17 protein-coding genes are annotated in these 17,788 nt (G+C 52.1%); 14 read left to right on the forward strand and 3 right to left on the reverse strand.

The genetic code is table 11. The features are described from left to right. Window positions 1–27: 27 nt before the first annotated feature. The gene (locus tag ACE15A_RS12185; RefSeq protein WP_223232402.1) at window positions 28–744 is read left to right on the forward strand and encodes an oligogalacturonate-specific porin KdgM family protein; all 717 of its coding nucleotides are present in this window, start codon (window positions 28–30) and stop codon (window positions 742–744) included. Window positions 745–1,010: 266 nt separating this feature from the next. Here the strand turns inward: ACE15A_RS12185 and ACE15A_RS12190 are convergent, their stop codons facing one another. Beyond that, a complete protein-coding gene (locus tag ACE15A_RS12190; RefSeq protein ID WP_053507893.1) occupies window positions 1,011–2,276 on the reverse strand; it encodes a DUF4427 domain-containing protein in 1,266 nt (421 codons plus the stop codon). Between the two features lie 495 nt (window positions 2,277–2,771). Between ACE15A_RS12190 and hyaA the strand changes: the two genes are divergently transcribed. From hyaA to ACE15A_RS12245, 11 genes are all read left to right on the forward strand, one after another. Continuing rightward, window positions 2,772–3,890, forward strand: a complete 1,119-nt coding sequence (hyaA, locus tag ACE15A_RS12195; RefSeq protein WP_001058306.1) for a hydrogenase 1 small subunit — start codon at window positions 2,772–2,774, stop codon at window positions 3,888–3,890. Next, window positions 3,887–5,680 (forward strand): Ni/Fe-hydrogenase large subunit, encoded by a 1,794-nt coding sequence (gene hyaB / locus ACE15A_RS12200; RefSeq protein WP_053507891.1) that lies wholly within the window; start codon window positions 3,887–3,889, stop codon window positions 5,678–5,680. The genes hyaA and hyaB overlap by 4 nt, the downstream gene beginning before the upstream one ends. A gap of 18 nt (window positions 5,681–5,698) precedes the next feature. Beyond that, on the forward strand, window positions 5,699–6,430 hold the full coding sequence (gene hyaC / locus ACE15A_RS12205; protein ID WP_000147066.1) for a Ni/Fe-hydrogenase b-type cytochrome subunit: 732 nt from the start codon (window positions 5,699–5,701) through the stop codon (window positions 6,428–6,430). Next, a complete protein-coding gene (gene hyaD / locus ACE15A_RS12210) occupies window positions 6,427–7,023 on the forward strand; it encodes a hydrogenase 1 maturation protease (RefSeq protein WP_000993796.1) in 597 nt (198 codons plus the stop codon). Before hyaC ends, hyaD begins: the two co-directional genes overlap by 4 nt. Further along, window positions 7,013–7,417, forward strand: a complete 405-nt coding sequence (hyaE, locus tag ACE15A_RS12215) for a hydrogenase-1 operon protein HyaE (RefSeq protein ID WP_023247688.1) — start codon at window positions 7,013–7,015, stop codon at window positions 7,415–7,417. The genes hyaD and hyaE overlap by 11 nt, the downstream gene beginning before the upstream one ends. Next, window positions 7,414–8,262: a hydrogenase expression/formation protein gene (locus ACE15A_RS12220; RefSeq protein ID WP_053507890.1), complete on the forward strand. Its 849-nt coding sequence runs from the start codon at window positions 7,414–7,416 to the stop codon at window positions 8,260–8,262. The genes hyaE and ACE15A_RS12220 overlap by 4 nt, the downstream gene beginning before the upstream one ends. A 74-nt stretch (window positions 8,263–8,336) precedes the next feature. Continuing rightward, entirely contained in the window at window positions 8,337–9,881 is a 1,545-nt protein-coding gene (gene appC, locus ACE15A_RS12225; protein ID WP_053507889.1) for a cytochrome bd-II oxidase subunit 1, read from the forward strand. 11 nt (window positions 9,882–9,892) lie between these two features. Further along, window positions 9,893–11,029 (forward strand): cytochrome d ubiquinol oxidase subunit II, encoded by a 1,137-nt coding sequence (gene appB, locus ACE15A_RS12230; protein WP_129382435.1) that lies wholly within the window; start codon window positions 9,893–9,895, stop codon window positions 11,027–11,029. A gap of 12 nt (window positions 11,030–11,041) precedes the next feature. After that, window positions 11,042–11,131, forward strand: a complete 90-nt coding sequence (gene cbdX / locus ACE15A_RS12235; protein ID WP_023247692.1) for a cytochrome bd-II oxidase subunit CbdX — start codon at window positions 11,042–11,044, stop codon at window positions 11,129–11,131. A 394-nt stretch (window positions 11,132–11,525) separates the two neighbouring features. Next, entirely contained in the window at window positions 11,526–12,800 is a 1,275-nt protein-coding gene (locus ACE15A_RS12240; RefSeq protein ID WP_001664093.1) for a Glu/Leu/Phe/Val dehydrogenase, read from the forward strand. Window positions 12,801–13,013: 213 nt separating this feature from the next. Further along, window positions 13,014–14,732: an alpha,alpha-trehalase gene (locus tag ACE15A_RS12245; protein ID WP_053507887.1), complete on the forward strand. Its 1,719-nt coding sequence runs from the start codon at window positions 13,014–13,016 to the stop codon at window positions 14,730–14,732. A gap of 62 nt (window positions 14,733–14,794) precedes the next feature. Here the strand turns inward: ACE15A_RS12245 and ACE15A_RS12250 are convergent, their stop codons facing one another. Beyond that, window positions 14,795–15,049, reverse strand: coding sequence for a GlsB/YeaQ/YmgE family stress response membrane protein (locus tag ACE15A_RS12250; RefSeq protein WP_053507886.1), 255 nt, complete (start codon window positions 15,047–15,049; stop codon window positions 14,795–14,797). Between the two features lie 168 nt (window positions 15,050–15,217). Between ACE15A_RS12250 and ycgR the strand changes: the two genes are divergently transcribed. Further along, window positions 15,218–15,952: a flagellar brake protein YcgR gene (gene ycgR, locus ACE15A_RS12255; protein WP_023247695.1), complete on the forward strand. Its 735-nt coding sequence runs from the start codon at window positions 15,218–15,220 to the stop codon at window positions 15,950–15,952. Between the two features lie 13 nt (window positions 15,953–15,965). Here the strand turns inward: ycgR and emtA are convergent, their stop codons facing one another. Beyond that, on the reverse strand, window positions 15,966–16,577 hold the full coding sequence (gene emtA / locus ACE15A_RS12260; protein WP_023247696.1) for a membrane-bound lytic murein transglycosylase EmtA: 612 nt from the start codon (window positions 16,575–16,577) through the stop codon (window positions 15,966–15,968). 238 nt (window positions 16,578–16,815) lie between these two features. On the opposite strand from emtA, the gene ldcA reads away from it, so the two are divergent. Continuing rightward, a complete protein-coding gene (ldcA, locus tag ACE15A_RS12265) occupies window positions 16,816–17,730 on the forward strand; it encodes a muramoyltetrapeptide carboxypeptidase (RefSeq protein WP_053507885.1) in 915 nt (304 codons plus the stop codon). Window positions 17,731–17,788 lie beyond the last annotated feature (58 nt).

A 17,788-nucleotide genomic window follows, 5' to 3' on the forward strand; every position in this document is an offset into this window, starting at 1 on the left:
AAATTTTATTTCATATATCAAAGGATAATGATGAATACGTTTATTAAATTTATCGTGGCCTCCTCATGTCTTTTTTTTGCAGAACAGGCATTAGCAAATGATTATAAAACAACAATTGAATATCGTCATGATTATCGTGATGGTGTTAAAAAACATGGTGACCGCTTTAAAGTCTACCTCGACACAGGGAAAAATATTGGCTTAGAGTTTGATGCTCGTTACAACAATAAAGATGAGAATCCTTATGACGAGATGCAATTAAATGGCTCTGAGCTATCAGCCTTCTATTACACTAACTTAAATAAGAATACCGTCGGCTTAGCAGGCCTTTCTTTGGACTATAACTCTGATGGTTTAGTTTATATTCCTTATGTTCGTCTAAACTATACCTTTGACAATGGTTTTCGTTTGCAAGGCCGTTATAAATGGAAATTATGGGATTATGGTATGGTCGGAGCCGATGGAAATAGCTATCATTCCAAAATTCAGGAGTTTGATAGTTTCATTGGTTATAAGTATGATCGCTGGGATTTTCTGTATCAGTTCGATATTTTTTGGGAAATGGATTCCAATGCGTTACCTCTTTATAACAATCGCAAATGGGATTATCAGCATAACATTAGGCTCATGTATTCTCTTGATAAGAACTGGCGCCCTTTTATTGAAATTGGAAACATTAAAGAGAATCGTTATACCAGTGAGCGACAAACACGCTATCGTGTAGGTATCAAATATACATGGTAACCGTTAAACATTCTCAAGAATTCAGATAATAAGTACAACGCTCGGCTGTGGAGAGTGTGGGAGAAGGGTTAACTGGCGATCGGTTATCCCATTCTTCCTGCCACAACTGAGCGAGTGTCATAAAATATTGATCCTGGTCTAAAATTAGTACAGATACACAATTTTAAGTACAGTCTCTTTTATATTAGTGTCTATTTTTTAATTTTACATTAAAAATCAAATAATTAAATTTCACGCAAACCTAAAAAAGTAAGTTCTTTTCTTAATTACCAGTCGACATTCATTGTATGATTATAAAAAGGATACTGGTCCTTTAGTGGCGTCTCATAACTTGGGACAGCATCATAATCATCTTTTCCCCAAACAGAATACCTTCCCGCTTCGATACCAAAACGATGCTTGAGCCATCCAGCGACATAACTTGCGAAAGCTTCTTTTCTTCTTAATGGCCAATCAACAGAAGCCAAATTAACATCTAATAAGTACCTTCCTTCTTTATTCACCTTGATCATTCCAGTTTGCAGTAACGCCCGTACCACCTGGCATTGGTTATCATGAATCCAGACCCAGGCATTTCCAAATTCCATTGCATAACTATCATTTAAAAAATCCTTTTTCGAATACAATTCATTTACATAATTATAAATAGAATCAGCATAATTTTTCACTTTGGATTCAGATAAATTAAAAAAAGCTTCGAATTCGAATGTATTATCATTAATATAAGAAAGTAAATTATCTGGTTCTGAAATCTGAGACCATGACTGTAAATTATCAATAGCGATAATAAATCTAAAGGTGTCCCTCCCAATTACACCTCGATCAATTAAGGTTAAAATATCATGAGCTACGGTAGGGATATCTTCCGCTAATGGAACTATTATTCCCACGCCCTTTATTTTACTTGATTTAAAATCAAAGCCTGGAGTACTTTCAATGTCTTCCGGAATACCATACTCTTCAATATGATTAAGGAAACTTTTAATATCTCCACGATATGGCCATCGCCATTCGCGTTCATGTGACCAGTCAATCTTACCTGGAACATAAGTAACATATCTATATTGTTCAATCAAAGGGAGAACAGATTCATCGAGGATACGTTCCCCGTTTCTGCCTTGCGAGCATCGAGCATTGTTATGCTGATCCAATCCATATATTACTGGTCTTGCCCCATAATTAAACATTTGCTCTTTAGGTAAAACGATTGCATATAAACCGATTTTTTCATTTCGTTCCAATCGGCGCAACCCAGTTTCTAAATAAGCTGCAATCGGCATATCTGTAAAGCATACAACCGGGGAGTCACCATATACGGTTCGTTGCCCATTTCGGTATGACCAGGACGAGAAAATTTTATGACTACGTAAAGATAATCTAAGTAAATATTTAGCATCAATGAAACGTGAATGGTGCTGATTATTAAAACCACAGTGCTCAGGCAAATAAATATGGCTACCGGTCTCTAAATCAACATCCCGAAAAAAATGAATCAAATAATCGGACAAGTCAAATCTGATGTTGTTTTTCATAGGGGTTCCTCATTCAAACATTCTATTTTTTGCATTCCTTTAAAACCAGCACCACTATTTTATATAAAAATCATCACGAAGTACGCTTCTTTTAACGATTACATCAGATCTCCCCCTCCTTTTGCATCAACTTACGTATCCCTGAAATGGCGAGGCCTGGCTGAATCCACCCGAGGTTCCTCGCTGAAAACCTCATCCCGGGATAAGCTCAACCGTCCTTCCCTACCGCCGCCCTTTCGCCGAAAAAACGATAATGGGCATAAATATACCGCAATAAGCTATACCCATACTCTTTGCATTGTTTATCCCGGTCAATCAGATACGCTTTTTTCACATTATTTCTGGCGATATACGCCAGTGCAAAGTGAATCGGGATTGTTTTCGCGCTCGCGCGTAACACGATGATTTACCTTGCTGGCAGAACGTCGACGGACCCGCAAAAGCGCCTTATGCCCCTGGCGGAGCGTGGTGCAAAAAGGAGAAAAAATACGCGTTATGAATAACGAGGAGACCTTTTATCAAGCCATGCGTCGTAAGGGAGTGACCCGACGCAGCTTTCTCAAATTCTGTAGCCTTGCCGCCACGTCGCTGGGACTGGGCGCCGGAATGACGCCAAAGATTGCCTGGGCGCTGGAGAATAAACCACGGATTCCGGTTGTCTGGATTCATGGACTGGAATGCACCTGCTGTACCGAATCCTTTATCCGTTCCTCGCACCCGCTAGCCAAAGATGTGATCCTCTCGCTGATTTCCCTCGATTATGACGACACCCTGATGGCCGCCGCCGGAGCACAAGCCGAAGAAGTCTTTGACGATATTACCACTCGCTACGCCGGGAAATACATTCTGGCGGTGGAAGGCAATCCGCCGTTAGGAGAGCAAGGGATGTTCTGTATCAGCGGCGGCCGCCCGTTCATTGAAAAACTAAAGAAAGCCGCCGCTGGCGCCAGTGCTATTATCGCATGGGGAAACTGCGCCTCCTGGGGTTGCGTCCAGGCCGCCCGTCCCAATCCGACCCAGGCAACGCCTATCGACAAAGTGATTACCGACAAGCCGATCGTGAAAGTCCCTGGATGTCCGCCAATCCCGGATGTCATGAGCGCCATTATTACCTATATAGTGACGTTTGATCGTCTGCCGGAACTCGATCGCATGGGCCGTCCACTGATGTTCTACGGTCAGCGTATCCACGATAAATGCTACCGCCGCGCCCATTTTGACGCCGGTGAATTTGTCGAGAGCTGGGATGATGACGCCGCCCGCAAGGGATACTGTCTGTACAAGATGGGCTGTAAAGGGCCAACCACCTATAACGCCTGCTCCTCCACACGCTGGAATGGCGGCGTCTCCTTTCCTATCCAGTCCGGCCACGGATGTCTGGGATGTTCAGAAAATGGTTTCTGGGATCGCGGCTCGTTTTATAGCCGCGTGGTGGATATTCCCCAGATGGGTACCCACTCAACCGCCGATACGGTGGGTCTGACCGCGCTGGGCGTAGTCGCTGCGGGCGTTGGCGGTCACGCGGTCGCCAGCGCGCTCAACCAACGTAAACGCCACAAACAACAGTTAGCGCAAGCCGAACAACAGCCGGACAATGAGGATAAGCAGGCATGAGTAACCAGTATCAAACCCAGGGTTATACCGTTAACAACGCCGGCCGTCGTCTGATCGTGGACCCGATTACCCGCATCGAAGGACATATGCGCTGCGAAGTGAACATTGATGAGCAAAATGTCATCACCAATGCCGTTTCCTGCGGCACGATGTTCCGCGGTCTGGAGATCATTCTGCAAGGCCGTGACCCACGTGACGCCTGGGCGTTTGTTGAACGTATTTGTGGTGTATGTACCGGGGTACATGCTTTGGCGTCGGTGTACGCTATCGAAGATGCGATCGGTATCCAGGTGCCGGATAACGCCAATATTATACGTAACATCATGCTGGCTACGTTGTGGTGTCACGATCATCTGGTCCATTTTTATCAGTTAGCCGGGATGGACTGGATTGATGTTCTGAATGCGCTGAAAGCCGATCCGCGCGCCACCTCGCAGTTGGCGCAAAGCCTTTCCGCCTGGCCGATGTCATCGCCGGGCTACTTCTTTGACGTACAAAATCGGTTGAAGAAATTTGTCGACGGCGGCCAGCTTGGGATATTCCGTAACGGTTACTGGGGACATCCACAGTACAAACTGTCGCCAGAGGCTAACCTGATGGGCTTTGCCCACTATCTTGAAGCCCTCGACTTCCAGCGCGAGATCGTCAAAATCCATACCATATTTGGCGGTAAGAACCCCCACCCTAACTGGATCGTCGGCGGTATGCCATGCGCGATCAATCTCGATCAAAGCGGCGCGGTCGGGGCTATCAATATGGAGCGCCTCAACCTGGTGCAGTCGATCATCACCCGCACTGCCGACTTCATTAACAACGTGATGGTTCCGGACGCGCTGGCTATCGGCCAGTTCAATAAAGCATGGAGTCAAATTGGCATCGGACTGTCGGATAAATGCGTTCTGAGCTACGGCGCGTTTCCGGACATTGCCAACGACTTCAGCCAGCAAAGCCTGTTAATGCCGGGCGGCGCAGTGGTCAATGGCGATTTTAAAAATGTCATGCCGGTAGATTTGGCCGATCCGCAACAGATACAGGAGTTTGTGGATCACGCCTGGTACCGCTATCCGGACGATCAACTGGGTCGTCATCCTTTTGACGGCATTACCGATCCCTGGTACAACCCTGGCGATGTCAAAGGCAGCGATACGCATATCCAGCAGCTCAACGAGCAGGAACGCTACTCCTGGATTAAAGCACCGCGCTGGCGTGGCCATGCCATGGAAGTCGGCCCGCTTGCCCGAACGCTAATTGCCTATCACAAAGGGGATGCCGCCACCATAGAGTCGGTGGATCGCATGATGTCCGCCCTTAAACTGCCGCTCTCCGGTATCCAGTCTACGCTTGGCCGTATTTTATGCCGCGCGCATGAAGCGCAATGGGCCGTCAGTAAGCTGCAGTATTTTTTCGACAGGCTTATGACCAACCTGAAAAACGGCGACCTGGCCACCGCCAATACCGAGAAATGGGAACCGGCCAGTTGGCCGCAGCACTGCCGCGGCATCGGTTTTACCGAAGCGCCTCGCGGAGCGTTGGGACACTGGGCGTCAATACGCGATCAGAAGATCGAACTCTATCAGTGCGTGGTCCCCACCACCTGGAACGCCAGCCCGCGCGATCCTAAAAAACAGATCGGTGCCTATGAAGCGGCATTGATGGGAACGCAAATGGCGATTCCCGACCAACCGTTAGAAATCCTGAGGACGCTGCACAGCTTCGACCCCTGCCTCGCCTGTTCAACCCACGTGCTTGGCGACGACGGCAGCGAACTGATTGCCGTCCAGGTACGCTAAGCGTTAAGGAAAAGAACGATGACTGGAAAGCAATCTCCACGCGTCGGGGAGGCGCGTGATACTGTCGTCAGCCACTATGTGTTTGAAGCGCCGGTACGCCTGTGGCACTGGCTAACGGTGGCCTGCATGTTGGTACTGATGGTAACAGGCTACTTCATTGGCCGACCTCTGCCGTCGGTGAGTGGCGAGGCGACCTATCTGTTTTACATGGGCTATATCCGGCTGATCCACTTTGCCGCCGCGATGATCTTTACCGTGTTACTGCTGGGGCGAATTTATTGGGCCTGTGTCGGCAACCGCTATTCGCGAGAGCTGTTTATCGTCCCGGTCTGGCGTCGCAGTTGGTGGCAAGGCGCTTTCTCCGTGGTTCGCTGGTATCTATTTCTGGAGAAAAAACCGGGGAGCGACATCGGACATAACCCTGTCGCGCAGGCCGCGATGTTCGGCTATTTCCTGTTGTCGGTATTTATGATCCTCACCGGTTTCGCTCTGTTTGGCGAGCATAGCCAATACGCCATCTTTGCGCCGTTCCGCTATGTGGTTGAATTTTTCTACTGGACCGGCGGCAACTCCATCGATATTCACAGTTGGCACCGACTGGGCATGTGGCTGATTGCCGCCTTCATCGTCGGGCACGTTTACCTCGCTATCCGGGAAGACATTATGTCCGACGATACGGTGATCTCCACCATGATCAATGGCTACCGCAGCCACAAATTCCCCAAACCGCACGACAAGGAGACCTCATGAATGCGCAACGCGTAGTGGTGATGGGATTAGGAAACCTGCTGTGGGCCGATGAAGGATTCGGTATCCGGGTCGCGGAGCGTTTGTATGCCCGGTATCACTGGCCTGAAGAGGTAGACATTGTTGACGGCGGTACGCAAGGGCTAAACCTGTTGGGTTACGTTGAGCAAGCCAGCCATCTCCTGCTCCTTGACGCGATCGATTACGGCTTGGCGCCGGGCAGTCTGCGAACCTATGCCGGCGAGAAAATCCCGGCGTATCTCAGCGCCAAAAAAATGAGCCTGCATCAAAACAGTTTTTCCGAAGTCCTGGCGCTAGCCGACATCCGCGGCCATCTACCCTGTCACATTGCGCTAGTCGGCCTGCAACCGGCGCTACTGGACGACTACGGCGGTAGCCTGACCGAAATAGCTCGCGCCCAGCTACCGGCGGCGGAACAGGCCGCCCTGGAACAACTGGCCGCCTGGGGGATCGTACCGCAGGCAAACGAAGCCGCACGCTGCCTGAACTATGAATGCCTGTCGATGGAAAACTATGAAGGAGTGCGCATACGTCAGTATCAGACACGTCTGGAGGGTAAGAGAAGTGGCGAATGACACCCCATTTTCTGCGCTATGGCAACGCCTGTTAACCCGGGGATGGCAACCGGTAGAGGCTTCCACGGTAGACGACTGGATCAAACAGGTTGGAGATGGCGTCATCCTGTTAAGTCGCGATCCGCGGCGTACGCCGGAAGTCAGCGATAACCCGGTGATGATCGCCGAACTCCTGCGCGAGTTCCCGCAGTTTGACTGGCAGGTGGCGGTGGCCGACCTTGAACAAAGCGAAGCTATCGGCGATCGCTTTAATGTACGTCAGTTTCCGGCGACGTTGGTTTTTACAGACGGCGAGCTACGCGGCGCGCTCAGCGGTATTCATCCCTGGGCTGAACTGCTCACTCTGATGCGTTCGATAGTTGACACTCCCGCAGCGCAGGAGGCGGCACAATGAGCAACGCCTTTTTTCATCTGCTGGGGCCGGGTACGCAGCCTGATGACGCCAGTTTCTCAATGAATCCCTTACCGCTCACCTGTCAGGTCAATGGCGACCCAAGTATGGCGGCGCTCGAGCACTGCGCTCACAGCCCGGCGGTGATGGCATTGTTGACCGATCTACGAGGTCAGCTTGCCCGGCGCATCCCGGAAGTCGGTGACGTGCTGGGATGGGAGTTATCTCCCCTGAATGCCGATGATCTCTCATTCCTCAATACGCTATTGGGCGAAGGCGAAGTCTCGGTACGCATTCAGCATCCGGACGGGAGTGAAAGCGAGATCCAGGAGACCATCTTCTGCGGCCTTTGGCGGGTACGCCATCTGCACAACCGACGTCTGCTGACGGATCGTCTGGAAGCGGGTAGCGCGCCCCTGACATTGTGGCAAGTGGCTACTGCCGATACGCTGCCTGACGACACTCTGCTGCCTCCGCCTGTCGCCGGTCTGATGAATGGACTGCCGCTGGCCCATGAATTATTGGCGCACGTACGCGATCCGGCGATGCAACCCCACAGTATCAATTTGACCCAACTGCCGCTCAGCGAGGCCGATCGTCTTTTTCTGGCGCGCTTATGCGGACACGGGAACATCCAGATTCGCATCTCCGGGTATGGCGAAAGTCAAATCAACGCCACGGCATTGCGCCATCTCTGGCATGTGCGCTGTCTGGACGCCCTTAAAGGGCTGTTGCTCGACAGCTATGAGATTTGTCCTTTGCCGGAGCTGGTACTGGCGGCCCCGGAAGATCTGGCCGATTCGCGCCAGCGCCTGGATGAAGTCTGCCGATGGCTGGAGACGCGCTAACGCTCTCAACAGGAACGTAACCGGTGTCCGGTACTGATTAGCTTTTTACTCTCTTTCTGCCTACAGGAGTTAGCATGTGGGATGTCATTGACTTATCGCGCTGGCAGTTTGCACTGACCGCGCTGTATCACTTTTTATTTGTTCCCCTTACGCTTGGGCTGATTTTTTTGCTGGCCGTCATGGAGACGATCTATGTGGTCACAGGGAAAACCGTCTACCGCGATATGACGCGTTTCTGGGGCAAGCTCTTCGGGATCAATTTTGCTCTCGGTGTGGCTACCGGCCTGACCATGGAGTTTCAGTTCGGGACTAACTGGTCGCTCTATTCCAACTATGTGGGCGATATTTTCGGCGCGCCGCTGGCGATGGAAGCGTTACTGGCCTTCTTTCTCGAATCTACTTTTGTCGGCCTGTTCTTTTTCGGCTGGCAGCGGCTGAATAAATACCAACACCTGCTGGTCACCTGGCTGGTGGCCTTCGGCTCCAATATTTCAGCATTATGGATTCTGAACGCCAATGGCTGGATGCAGCATCCTACCGGCGCTCACTTCAACATCGATACGTTACGGATGGAAATGAGCAGCTTCAGCGATCTGGTCTTTAACCCGGTGAGCCAGGTGAAATTTGTCCATACCGTTATGTCCGGTTATGTCACCGGCGCCATGTTTATTATGTCCATCAGCGCCTGGTATCTGCTACGTGGTCGCGAGCGTGAGGTGGCCTTACGCTCGTTTGCTATCGGCTCAGTATTCGGCACCCTGGCCATTCTGGGAACCCTGCAACTGGGGGACAGTTCGGCCTACGAGGTCGCCCGGGTTCAGCCGGTGAAACTGGCGGCGATGGAAGGCGAATGGCAAACCGAACCCGCGCCCGCGCCGTTTCATCTGATTGCCTGGCCGCAGCAGGAACAGGAGCGTAATGCATTTGCCGTGAAGATCCCTGCTCTGCTGGGTATTCTGGCCACCCATTCGTTGGATACGCCGGTTCCGGGATTAAAAAACCTGATGGACGACACTCTGCCGCGCCTGAAGCGTGGCCGGGAGGCCTGGCTACTCATGCAGGAGATAGCGCAAGGCAATCGCTCACCGCAGGTACTGAATGCTTTTCACGCCGTTGAGGGCGATCTGGGGTACGGCATTCTGCTGGCGAAATATGCCCCGGATATGAACCATGTAACACCGGAGCAGTATCGTGCGGCCCAGCGTGGCGCTATTCCTCAAGTGGCACCAGTGTTCTGGAGTTTCCGTATTATGGTCGGCTGCGGTTCGCTGCTGTTAGTGGTGATGTTGATTGCGTTGATACAGACTCTGCGAATGCGTATCGACCAGCATCGCTGGGTATTGCGTATGGCGCTCTGGAGCCTGCCGTTACCGTGGATTGCCATTGAAGCCGGTTGGTTTATGACGGAGTTTGGCCGTCAGCCCTGGGCGATTCAGGACATTCTGCCGACCTGGTACGCTCACTCCACGCTGACGCCAGGCCAGTTGGCCTTCTCAATGGGGCTTATCCTCGGACTTTACACCCTGTTTTTAATCGCGGAAGTCTATCTGATGCAGAAGTACGCGCGTCTTGGGCCGAGCGCCATGCAACGTCAACAACAAGCGCAACAACAGGGATAAAGGAGACAATCATGTTGGATTATGAAACGTTGCGGTTCATTTGGTGGCTGCTGATCGGCGTCATCCTGGTGGCATTTATGGTAACTGACGGGTTTGATATGGGTGTCGGTTGCCTGCTCCCGCTGATAGCGCGCAACGATGACGAACGCCGGGTATTGATCAATAGCGTGGGTGCCCACTGGGAAGGAAACCAGGTATGGTTGATCCTCGCGGGCGGGGCATTATTCGCCGCCTGGCCACGGGTCTATGCCGCCGCGTTTTCCGGTTTTTATGTGGCGATGATCCTGGTGCTGTGTGCCCTCTTCTTTCGCCCGCTGGCCTTTGATTATCGGGGTAAAATCGCCAATGCCCGCTGGCGTGCACTGTGGGATACCGGTCTGGTTATCGGCAGCCTGGTTCCCCCAGTCGTATTCGGTATCGCGTTCGGCAACCTGTTTTTAGGCGTGCCGTTTGCCTTCACGCCGCAGCTTCATGTTGACTATTTTGGCACCTTCTGGCAGTTACTCTCGCCCTTTGCCCTACTGTGTGGATTATTGAGTCTGTCATTGGTGGTGATGCAAGGAGGCGTCTGGTTACAGTTGAAAACAGAGGGCGTTATTTGTCAACGGGCGCTGTCGGCCACCCGCCACAGCGCACTGCTGGTCGTGCTCTGCTTCCTGCTGGCCGGGTACTGGCTGTGGGCCGGCATTGATGGCTTTGTCTTACTCGCGCAAGATGCCAACGGTCCTTCCAATCCGCTCTTAAAAAGCGTGGCGATACTCCCTGGCGCCTGGATGAATCACTTTATACGCTCGCCGCTACTGCTCATCATCCCGTTGCTCGGTATGCTACTGCCGATTCTGGCCTTCTATGCCTGCCTTCGCGGTCGGACTATTCGTGGATTTCTGTTCGCTTCCCTGACCCAGGCCTGCGTCATCTTTACCGCCGGAATAACGCTATTTCCTTTTGTGATGCCGTCGAGTGTTAGTCCTCTCTCCAGCCTGACGGTGTGGGACAGCACCTCCAGCCAGATGACGCTCGAAATCATGCTGGTGATTGTGCTGATTTTTCTGCCGATCGTACTGCTCTATACGCTGTGGAGCTATTACAAAATGTTGGGGCGTATCAACCTGGAGACCCTCCGCCGCAACGATCATGAACTTTATTAGGGAGCGGGAGCGATGTGGTATTTACTGTGGTTTGTCGGCATTCTGCTGATGTGCTCACTGTCGACGCTGGCGCTGATATGGCTTGAATCGCGTCAACAATAAAGAGGTAAACCGGGGCCAGCGTCGTCTGACTCCGGTTATTTTTATCTTTTTACGCGCCTGGCGAAGACGTTTCCCCGCCGACAGGACGACATAACATTGATACATGTCGTTATCATAACGTTTACTTTTAGAGGTGCGTCATAATTATGACAAATAGCCGCCTTTAACACATTGTGCATATTTAAGCAATTAATCGCATAGTTAGCAACATATCACCTCTTATCCCGGATAATTAACCACTTCCCACCCAAAATCATAGCGAAAATCCAACCGCCTGCCGTTTTTGATCTGAGTCAATTGTTTAAAAAAGTGTTAAATTTATCGCTACATGGTGTGATCTACTATGTACCACGGTCAATTAAAGAACATATTACTTTTATCACTAAGGTTTATCATGGATAAGTTATCTTACGCTTCAGATAGCAGCACATCTGCCTGGAATACCTACCTGCAACAAATCGAGCGTGTGGCCCCTTATCTGGGCGAGTTATCCCCTTGGGTGGATACTCTGCGCCACCCGAAACGCGCTCTGATCGTCGATATTCCGGTGCAAATGGATGATGGTACTATTCGTCATTTCGAAGGATATCGCGTGCAGCACAACCTCTCCCGAGGTCCGGGTAAAGGCGGTGTTCGCTACCATCCTGACGTTGATCTCAATGAAGTGATGGCCCTGTCAGCATGGATGACCATCAAATGTGCGGCGCTAAACCTGCCGTATGGCGGCGCCAAAGGCGGCATCCGCGTCGATCCGTTCTCGCTGTCGGAAGGTGAACTGGAGCGTTTGACCCGCCGCTATACCAGCGAGATCGGCATTATCATCGGGCCACAGAAAGATATTCCTGCGCCGGATGTCGGCACCAACGGTAAAGTGATGGCCTGGATGATGGATACGTATTCCATGAATCACGGCACTACGGTCACTGGCGTCGTCACCGGTAAACCTATCCATCTCGGTGGTTCGCTGGGCCGTGAAAAAGCGACGGGGCGCGGCGTTTTCGTCAGCGGCCTGGAAGTCGCGCGTCGGGCAAATATCGCCGTTGAAGGCGCTCGCGTTGCGGTTCAGGGTTTTGGTAACGTCGGCAGCGAAGCTGCGCGTCTGTTTGCCGGCGCTGGCGCCCGTGTCGTAGCGATTCAGGATCATACCGCGACCCTGTTTAACGCCACCGGTATTGACATGAAGGCGCTCACGGCATGGCAGATAGAACACAAACAGATAGCCGGTTTCCCGGGCGCAGAAACTATCGCCAGCGATGCATTCTGGCGTCTGGAGATGGATATCCTGATCCCGGCGGCGCTTGAAGGTCAGATAACCCGTCAGCGCGCGGAAGCCCTGACTTGTAAGCTGGTGCTGGAAGGGGCAAACGGCCCGACCTATCCGGATGCTGATGATGTTCTGGCCAGCCGTGGTATCCTTGTGGTGCCTGACGTGGTCTGTAACGCCGGCGGCGTAACCGTCAGCTACTTCGAATGGGTACAAGATATGGCCAGCTTCTTCTGGAGCGAAGAAGAGATCAACGCGCGCATGGACAAAATCATGACCGACGCGATCGTCCATGTCTGGGAGAAAGCGGCTGAGAAATCCTGCTCTCTGCGAACCGCAGCCTATATTGTCGCCTGTGAGCGCATTCTGTTGGCCCGTAAAGATCGCGGTATCTATCCGGGTTAAGGCTACAAGTCATTGCGCTAAAATCCACGTCCCGGCGTGGATTTTTTGTCTGTATACCCCATTTTCCACGCGCGCGTCGATAAATTCTGTCTGAATAAAATGTCTGTTTGTTCGCAAAATAGCGGTTCAATCACGCGTATCTGGTCATCGTAGGCTAAGGTTTTGTCATGGTAAATGCCGTTGGCTTTGGCTCACCGCTAAGGAGATAACTTGATGATACCCCCCGAGATTCGCCGTTCTGTTCTGCTGGAAAAAGCCATAAAACTGGCGCTGGCAGGGACGCTGCTGACATTTGCATCGTTTTCGGCGACGGCCGCAGACTCTTCTTCCGACACCGAAACTCCACCGCCGCCGGATATTTTGCTTGGCCCGCTCTTTAATGATGTCCAGAATGCAAAACTCTTCCCCGATCAGAAAACCTTTGCTGACGCCATACCTAATAGCGATCCGCTCATGATTCTTGCGGATTATCGTATGCAGCGGAACCTGTCCGGCTTCGATTTGCGTCATTTTGTTGATGTTAACTTCACCCTGCCGAAAGCGGGTGAAAAATATGTCCCGCCTGCCGGGCAGTCATTGCGTGAACATATTGATGGCCTGTGGCCGGTGCTGACCCGTTCAACTAAAAACGTCGAAAAGTGGGACTCGCTCTTGCCGTTGCCTGAGTCCTATGTCGTACCGGGTGGGCGATTCAGAGAAATTTACTACTGGGATAGCTACTTTACGATGCTGGGGCTGGCGGAAAGCGGGCACTGGGATAAAGTTGCGGATATGGTGGCGAACTTTGGTTACGAAATTGACGCCTGGGGGCATATTCCTAACGGCAACCGTACCTACTACCTGAGTCGTTCGCAGCCGCCTTTCTTTGCGTTTATGGTTGAGTTATTGGCGCAACATGAAGGTAACGATGCGCTGAAAGAATACCTGCCGCAGCTACAAAAAGAGTACGCCTACTGGATGGAAGGCGTTGAGACATTGCAGCCAGGGCAACAAAACCAACGCGTCGTCAAACTGGAGGACGGCAGCGTTCTCAACCGCTACTGGGACGATCGGGATACGCCCCGCCCTGAATCCTGGGTTGAAGATATCGCTACCGCCAAAAGCAACCCCAACCGCCCGGCAACCGAGATCTATCGAGACCTCCGCTCTGCCGCCGCCTCTGGCTGGGATTTCAGCTCCCGCTGGATGGATAATCCGCAGCAGCTCAGTACCATCCGAACCACCACGATTGTCCCTGTCGATCTTAACGCTCTGCTGTATAAGCTGGAGAAAACCCTCGCCCGCGCCAGCGCTGCGGCGGGCGATCAGGCCAAAGCCTCGCACTATGACGCGCTGGCCAACGCGCGGCAAAAAGCCATTGAAATGCATCTGTGGAATAACAAAGAAGGCTGGTATGCCGACTACGATCTGAAGAGTAATAAAATCCGTAACCAACTCACCGCTGCCGCACTGTTCCCGCTCTATGTAAACGCCGCCGCGAAAGAGCGCGCCGCGAAAGTGGCGGCAGCGGCCCAGGCACATCTGCTACAGCCTGGCGGTCTGGCTACCACCTCGGTGAAAAGCGGACAGCAGTGGGATGCGCCAAACGGCTGGGCGCCGTTACAATGGGTCGCCACCGAAGGATTGCAAAATTATGGGCAGGATAACGTGGCAATGGAAGTGACCTGGCGCTTTTTAACCAATGTGCAGCATACCTACGATCGCGAGAAAAAACTGGTCGAAAAATATAAATATGACGTCAGCAGTACCGGAACCGGCGGAGGCGGCGGCGAATATCCCCTTCAGGACGGCTTTGGCTGGACCAACGGCGTGACGCTGAAAATGCTCGATCTGATTTGTCCGCAGGAAAAACCGTGTGATAGCGTACCGTCTACTCGTCCGGCATCGTTAAGCGCGACGCCAACAAAAACGTCGTCCGCGGCGACGCAGTAACGCGCGTTTATAGTAGGTTGACCCGGCACTGACCGGGTCAACGCTTAAACGTTCTGCAGCGGTTAGCCGCGTCGCAGGAGGCGGAAAATCACCAGCACCACGATCGCGCCTACCACGGCGACCAGGAAACTGTGCAGATCAAAGCCGCTGATACTGCCGCCAATACCAAACATCGTCGCCAGCCATCCGCCAACGACCGCCCCGACGATACCGAGAATACAGGTCAGGATAAATCCCCCGCCATCGCGCCCCGGCATAAGCAATTTGGCGATAACGCCGGCAATCAAACCAAAAATAATCCAGGCGATAATTCCCATTTGCAGATCCTCTTTCCAGTAAAAACGTTTTAAGTATAGGCAAAGTCGGACGCCGCACTTCTGAACATTGATTTATCTCGTGAGCGTAAAAATTTATTTATCGCTATTAAGTTCTTTCAACAGATGCCGATAACCCAACGATAGTCTGTGTATCAGGGGTTATTTCGTGTGAGTGGTTACAATGAGCAGTTCCTGAAAAAAAATCCATTAGCGATATTAGGCGTGCTACGGGATTTAAATAAAAATCAGGTTCCACTGCGTATTTCATGGGCGAAGGGGCAATTCATCAGTAAAATTTTGGCGGTAGACCCGGAAAAACTCATCATGGATTACGGCAGCCAGGAATATGAAAATAGCGCCGTATTACGCGCCGGGCAGGTAGCCATTATCGCAGAAACGCAGGGCGCAAAAGTCGAGTTCACGTTGCCGCAGCTCGTCGCAGGTCACTATCAGCAGCTTCCGGCCTTTATCACGCCCCTGCCGTCCTCACTGTGGTTTGTCCAGCGCCGGGAGTATTTTCGCATTGGCGCACCGCTGTATCCGCCTTACTACGGCGTCACCACGCTACCGGACACCCATACGTTACGTTTTCGCCTGTTTGATCTTTCTCTTGGCGGCATGGGCGCGCTACTGGAATCCGCCATCCCCGACGGATTAACGGAAGGCGCACGCTTTTCGCAGGTTGAACTGAACATGGGGCAATGGGGGATTTTTCACGTTGACGCCCAGCTTATCGCCATCAGCGAACGTAAAGTGATTGATGGGAAAAATGAAACGATCACCACTCCCCGCCTGAGCTTTCGTTTCCTTAACGTTAGCCCGGCGGTGGAGCGGGAGTTACAGCGGATTATTTTTTCGCTTGAGCGCGACGCCCGAGAAAGAGCGAATAAAGTACGAGAATAATCTTCACGCTAAACTACATGGCGTCCAGCGCCTGCTGAAGCTTCCAGATATAGCGCGGCGCCTGCGGCGCGGGATGATTATCAACAACATGTTCAAAAAACTCGTCCGCATCCAGATCGTTAATTTTTTCTATCGCCTTCTTCCTGTCGGATGAAAAAGTACGCAATAACGCGCCTGCACCGTTAGCATAAGAGACGACCAGCGCATATTGCATCACCTGCGGATCTTTGATGCCGGCCAGCGGCCCATTTTCCAGAATGCTCAGATACGCCGCGCCCATTGAGATGTTACGCTCAGGGTTTTTCAGCTCGCCGGTGGTCGGTTCGCCACGCCAGCCCATACGACGGTAAACGTCGCGCCCGGAGGTCGACGCCTTTAGCTGCATCAGGCCAATCGCATTGGACTTACTGACCGCATTAGGGTTGCCGCCGGATTCAATAGCGATAATCGCGGTGATTAAATGCGGATCAACCCCCCATGCCGCTCCGGCTTTTTCACTGATGGGCATCCACTGCATCGCACGCTTTACAGGCACTTCGGCATTCCACGGCGGATTCCTGTAATCCTGTTTTGAGCTACAGCCAGCCAGTATTACTACCAAAAAAGCAAACCATCTTAATTTCACGTCATCTATCCTTATAGCCGGAACTTGTCGCTGAGGCGCAATGTCCGCTGACCATCGCCCTGTCACACAGGTCTGGCGCGCTCATTAACCTCTTGTCGGCCAGGGACGAAACCACCCCGGCCAGGCACTCAGGCTGCCGCCCTCATTGCGTCATACAGAAACGCTGCACAACGAGGGACATCGCCTAATATATGCGGCATGATATACATTTGCATTCTATTGTCAGCAAGGAATTGCCATGTCTCTGTTTCATTTAATCGCCCCCTCAGGCTACTGTATTAACCAACAGGCCGCGTTACGCGGCGTTCAGCGCCTGACCGACGCAGGTCATCAGGTGGAGAATGACGAGGTGATTCGCCGCCGCTATCAGCGTTTTGCCGGTACGGACGCGGAACGGTTGGCCGACGTTAATTCGCTGGCCTCTCTGGCCACGCCGGATACGATTGTCATGCCGGTGCGCGGTGGCTATGGTGCCAGCCGCTTACTGGACCGTATTGACTGGCAAGCGATCGCCTCCCGGCAACAGCGCGCCCCCTTACTCATTTGCGGTCATAGCGATTTTACGGCGATTCAGGCTGGACTCCTGGCGCAGGCCAATGTCATCACCTTTAGCGGTCCTATGCTGGCGGCAAATTTTGGCGCCGAAACGCTGAATACGTTCACCGAGCAACATTTCTGGCTGGCGCTACGCAAGGCGCAATTTACCGTAGAGTGGCAAGGCGACGGCCCTCAGTGCGACGTACAAGGCACCTTATGGGGCGGAAATCTGGCGATGTTGATTTCCCTTATCGGTACGCCCTGGATGCCGACTATCGATAAAGGAATTTTAGTGCTGGAAGATGTCAATGAGCATCCTTTCCGGGTCGAGCGTATGCTTTTGCAACTGGAGTACGCCGGAATTTTAAACCGTCAGAGCGCCATCATTCTCGGCAGCTTTAGCGGTGCGACGCCCAACGAGTATGACGCGGGCTATTCTCTGGAGAGCGTCTACGCGTTTTTACGTTCCCGTCTGTCCGTTCCGCTGATTACCGGTCTCGACTTCGGGCATGAACAGCGTACAGTGACGCTCCCTATCGGGGCAAACGCTACGCTTAAAAATACGCGCCAGGGTACTCAACTCACTTTATCCGGTCATCCTACGCTGCAATTGTAAAAAAACCGCCGACAGGCTAAGTAAAACGCTGTCCCGGCCGTTATTATGTTAATGTTAA

Source organism: Salmonella sp. HY31, assembly GCF_042604575.1.
GTDB lineage: Bacteria > Pseudomonadota > Gammaproteobacteria > Enterobacterales > Enterobacteriaceae > Salmonella > Salmonella diarizonae.

Bases quoted from the DNA above. Each gene is read 5' to 3' on its own strand.
- ACE15A_RS12185 (WP_223232402.1), top strand. From the start codon at position 28: ATGATGAATACGTTTATTAAATTTATCGTGGCCTCCTCATGTCTTTTT.
- ACE15A_RS12190 (WP_053507893.1), bottom strand. From the start codon at position 2,276: ATGAAAAACAACATCAGATTTGACTTGTCCGATTATTTGATTCATTTT.
- hyaA (WP_001058306.1), top strand. From the start codon at position 2,772: ATGAATAACGAGGAGACCTTTTATCAAGCCATGCGTCGTAAGGGAGTG.
- hyaB (WP_053507891.1), top strand. From the start codon at position 3,887: ATGAGTAACCAGTATCAAACCCAGGGTTATACCGTTAACAACGCCGGC.
- hyaC (WP_000147066.1), top strand. From the start codon at position 5,699: ATGACTGGAAAGCAATCTCCACGCGTCGGGGAGGCGCGTGATACTGTC.
- hyaD (WP_000993796.1), top strand. From the start codon at position 6,427: ATGAATGCGCAACGCGTAGTGGTGATGGGATTAGGAAACCTGCTGTGG.
- ACE15A_RS12220 (WP_053507890.1), top strand. From the start codon at position 7,414: ATGAGCAACGCCTTTTTTCATCTGCTGGGGCCGGGTACGCAGCCTGAT.
- appC (WP_053507889.1), top strand. From the start codon at position 8,337: ATGTGGGATGTCATTGACTTATCGCGCTGGCAGTTTGCACTGACCGCG.
- appB (WP_129382435.1), top strand. From the start codon at position 9,893: ATGTTGGATTATGAAACGTTGCGGTTCATTTGGTGGCTGCTGATCGGC.
- cbdX (WP_023247692.1), top strand. From the start codon at position 11,042: ATGTGGTATTTACTGTGGTTTGTCGGCATTCTGCTGATGTGCTCACTG.
- ACE15A_RS12240 (WP_001664093.1), top strand. From the start codon at position 11,526: ATGGATAAGTTATCTTACGCTTCAGATAGCAGCACATCTGCCTGGAAT.
- ACE15A_RS12245 (WP_053507887.1), top strand. From the start codon at position 13,014: ATGATACCCCCCGAGATTCGCCGTTCTGTTCTGCTGGAAAAAGCCATA.
- ACE15A_RS12250 (WP_053507886.1), bottom strand. From the start codon at position 15,049: ATGGGAATTATCGCCTGGATTATTTTTGGTTTGATTGCCGGCGTTATC.
- ldcA (WP_053507885.1), top strand. From the start codon at position 16,816: ATGTCTCTGTTTCATTTAATCGCCCCCTCAGGCTACTGTATTAACCAA.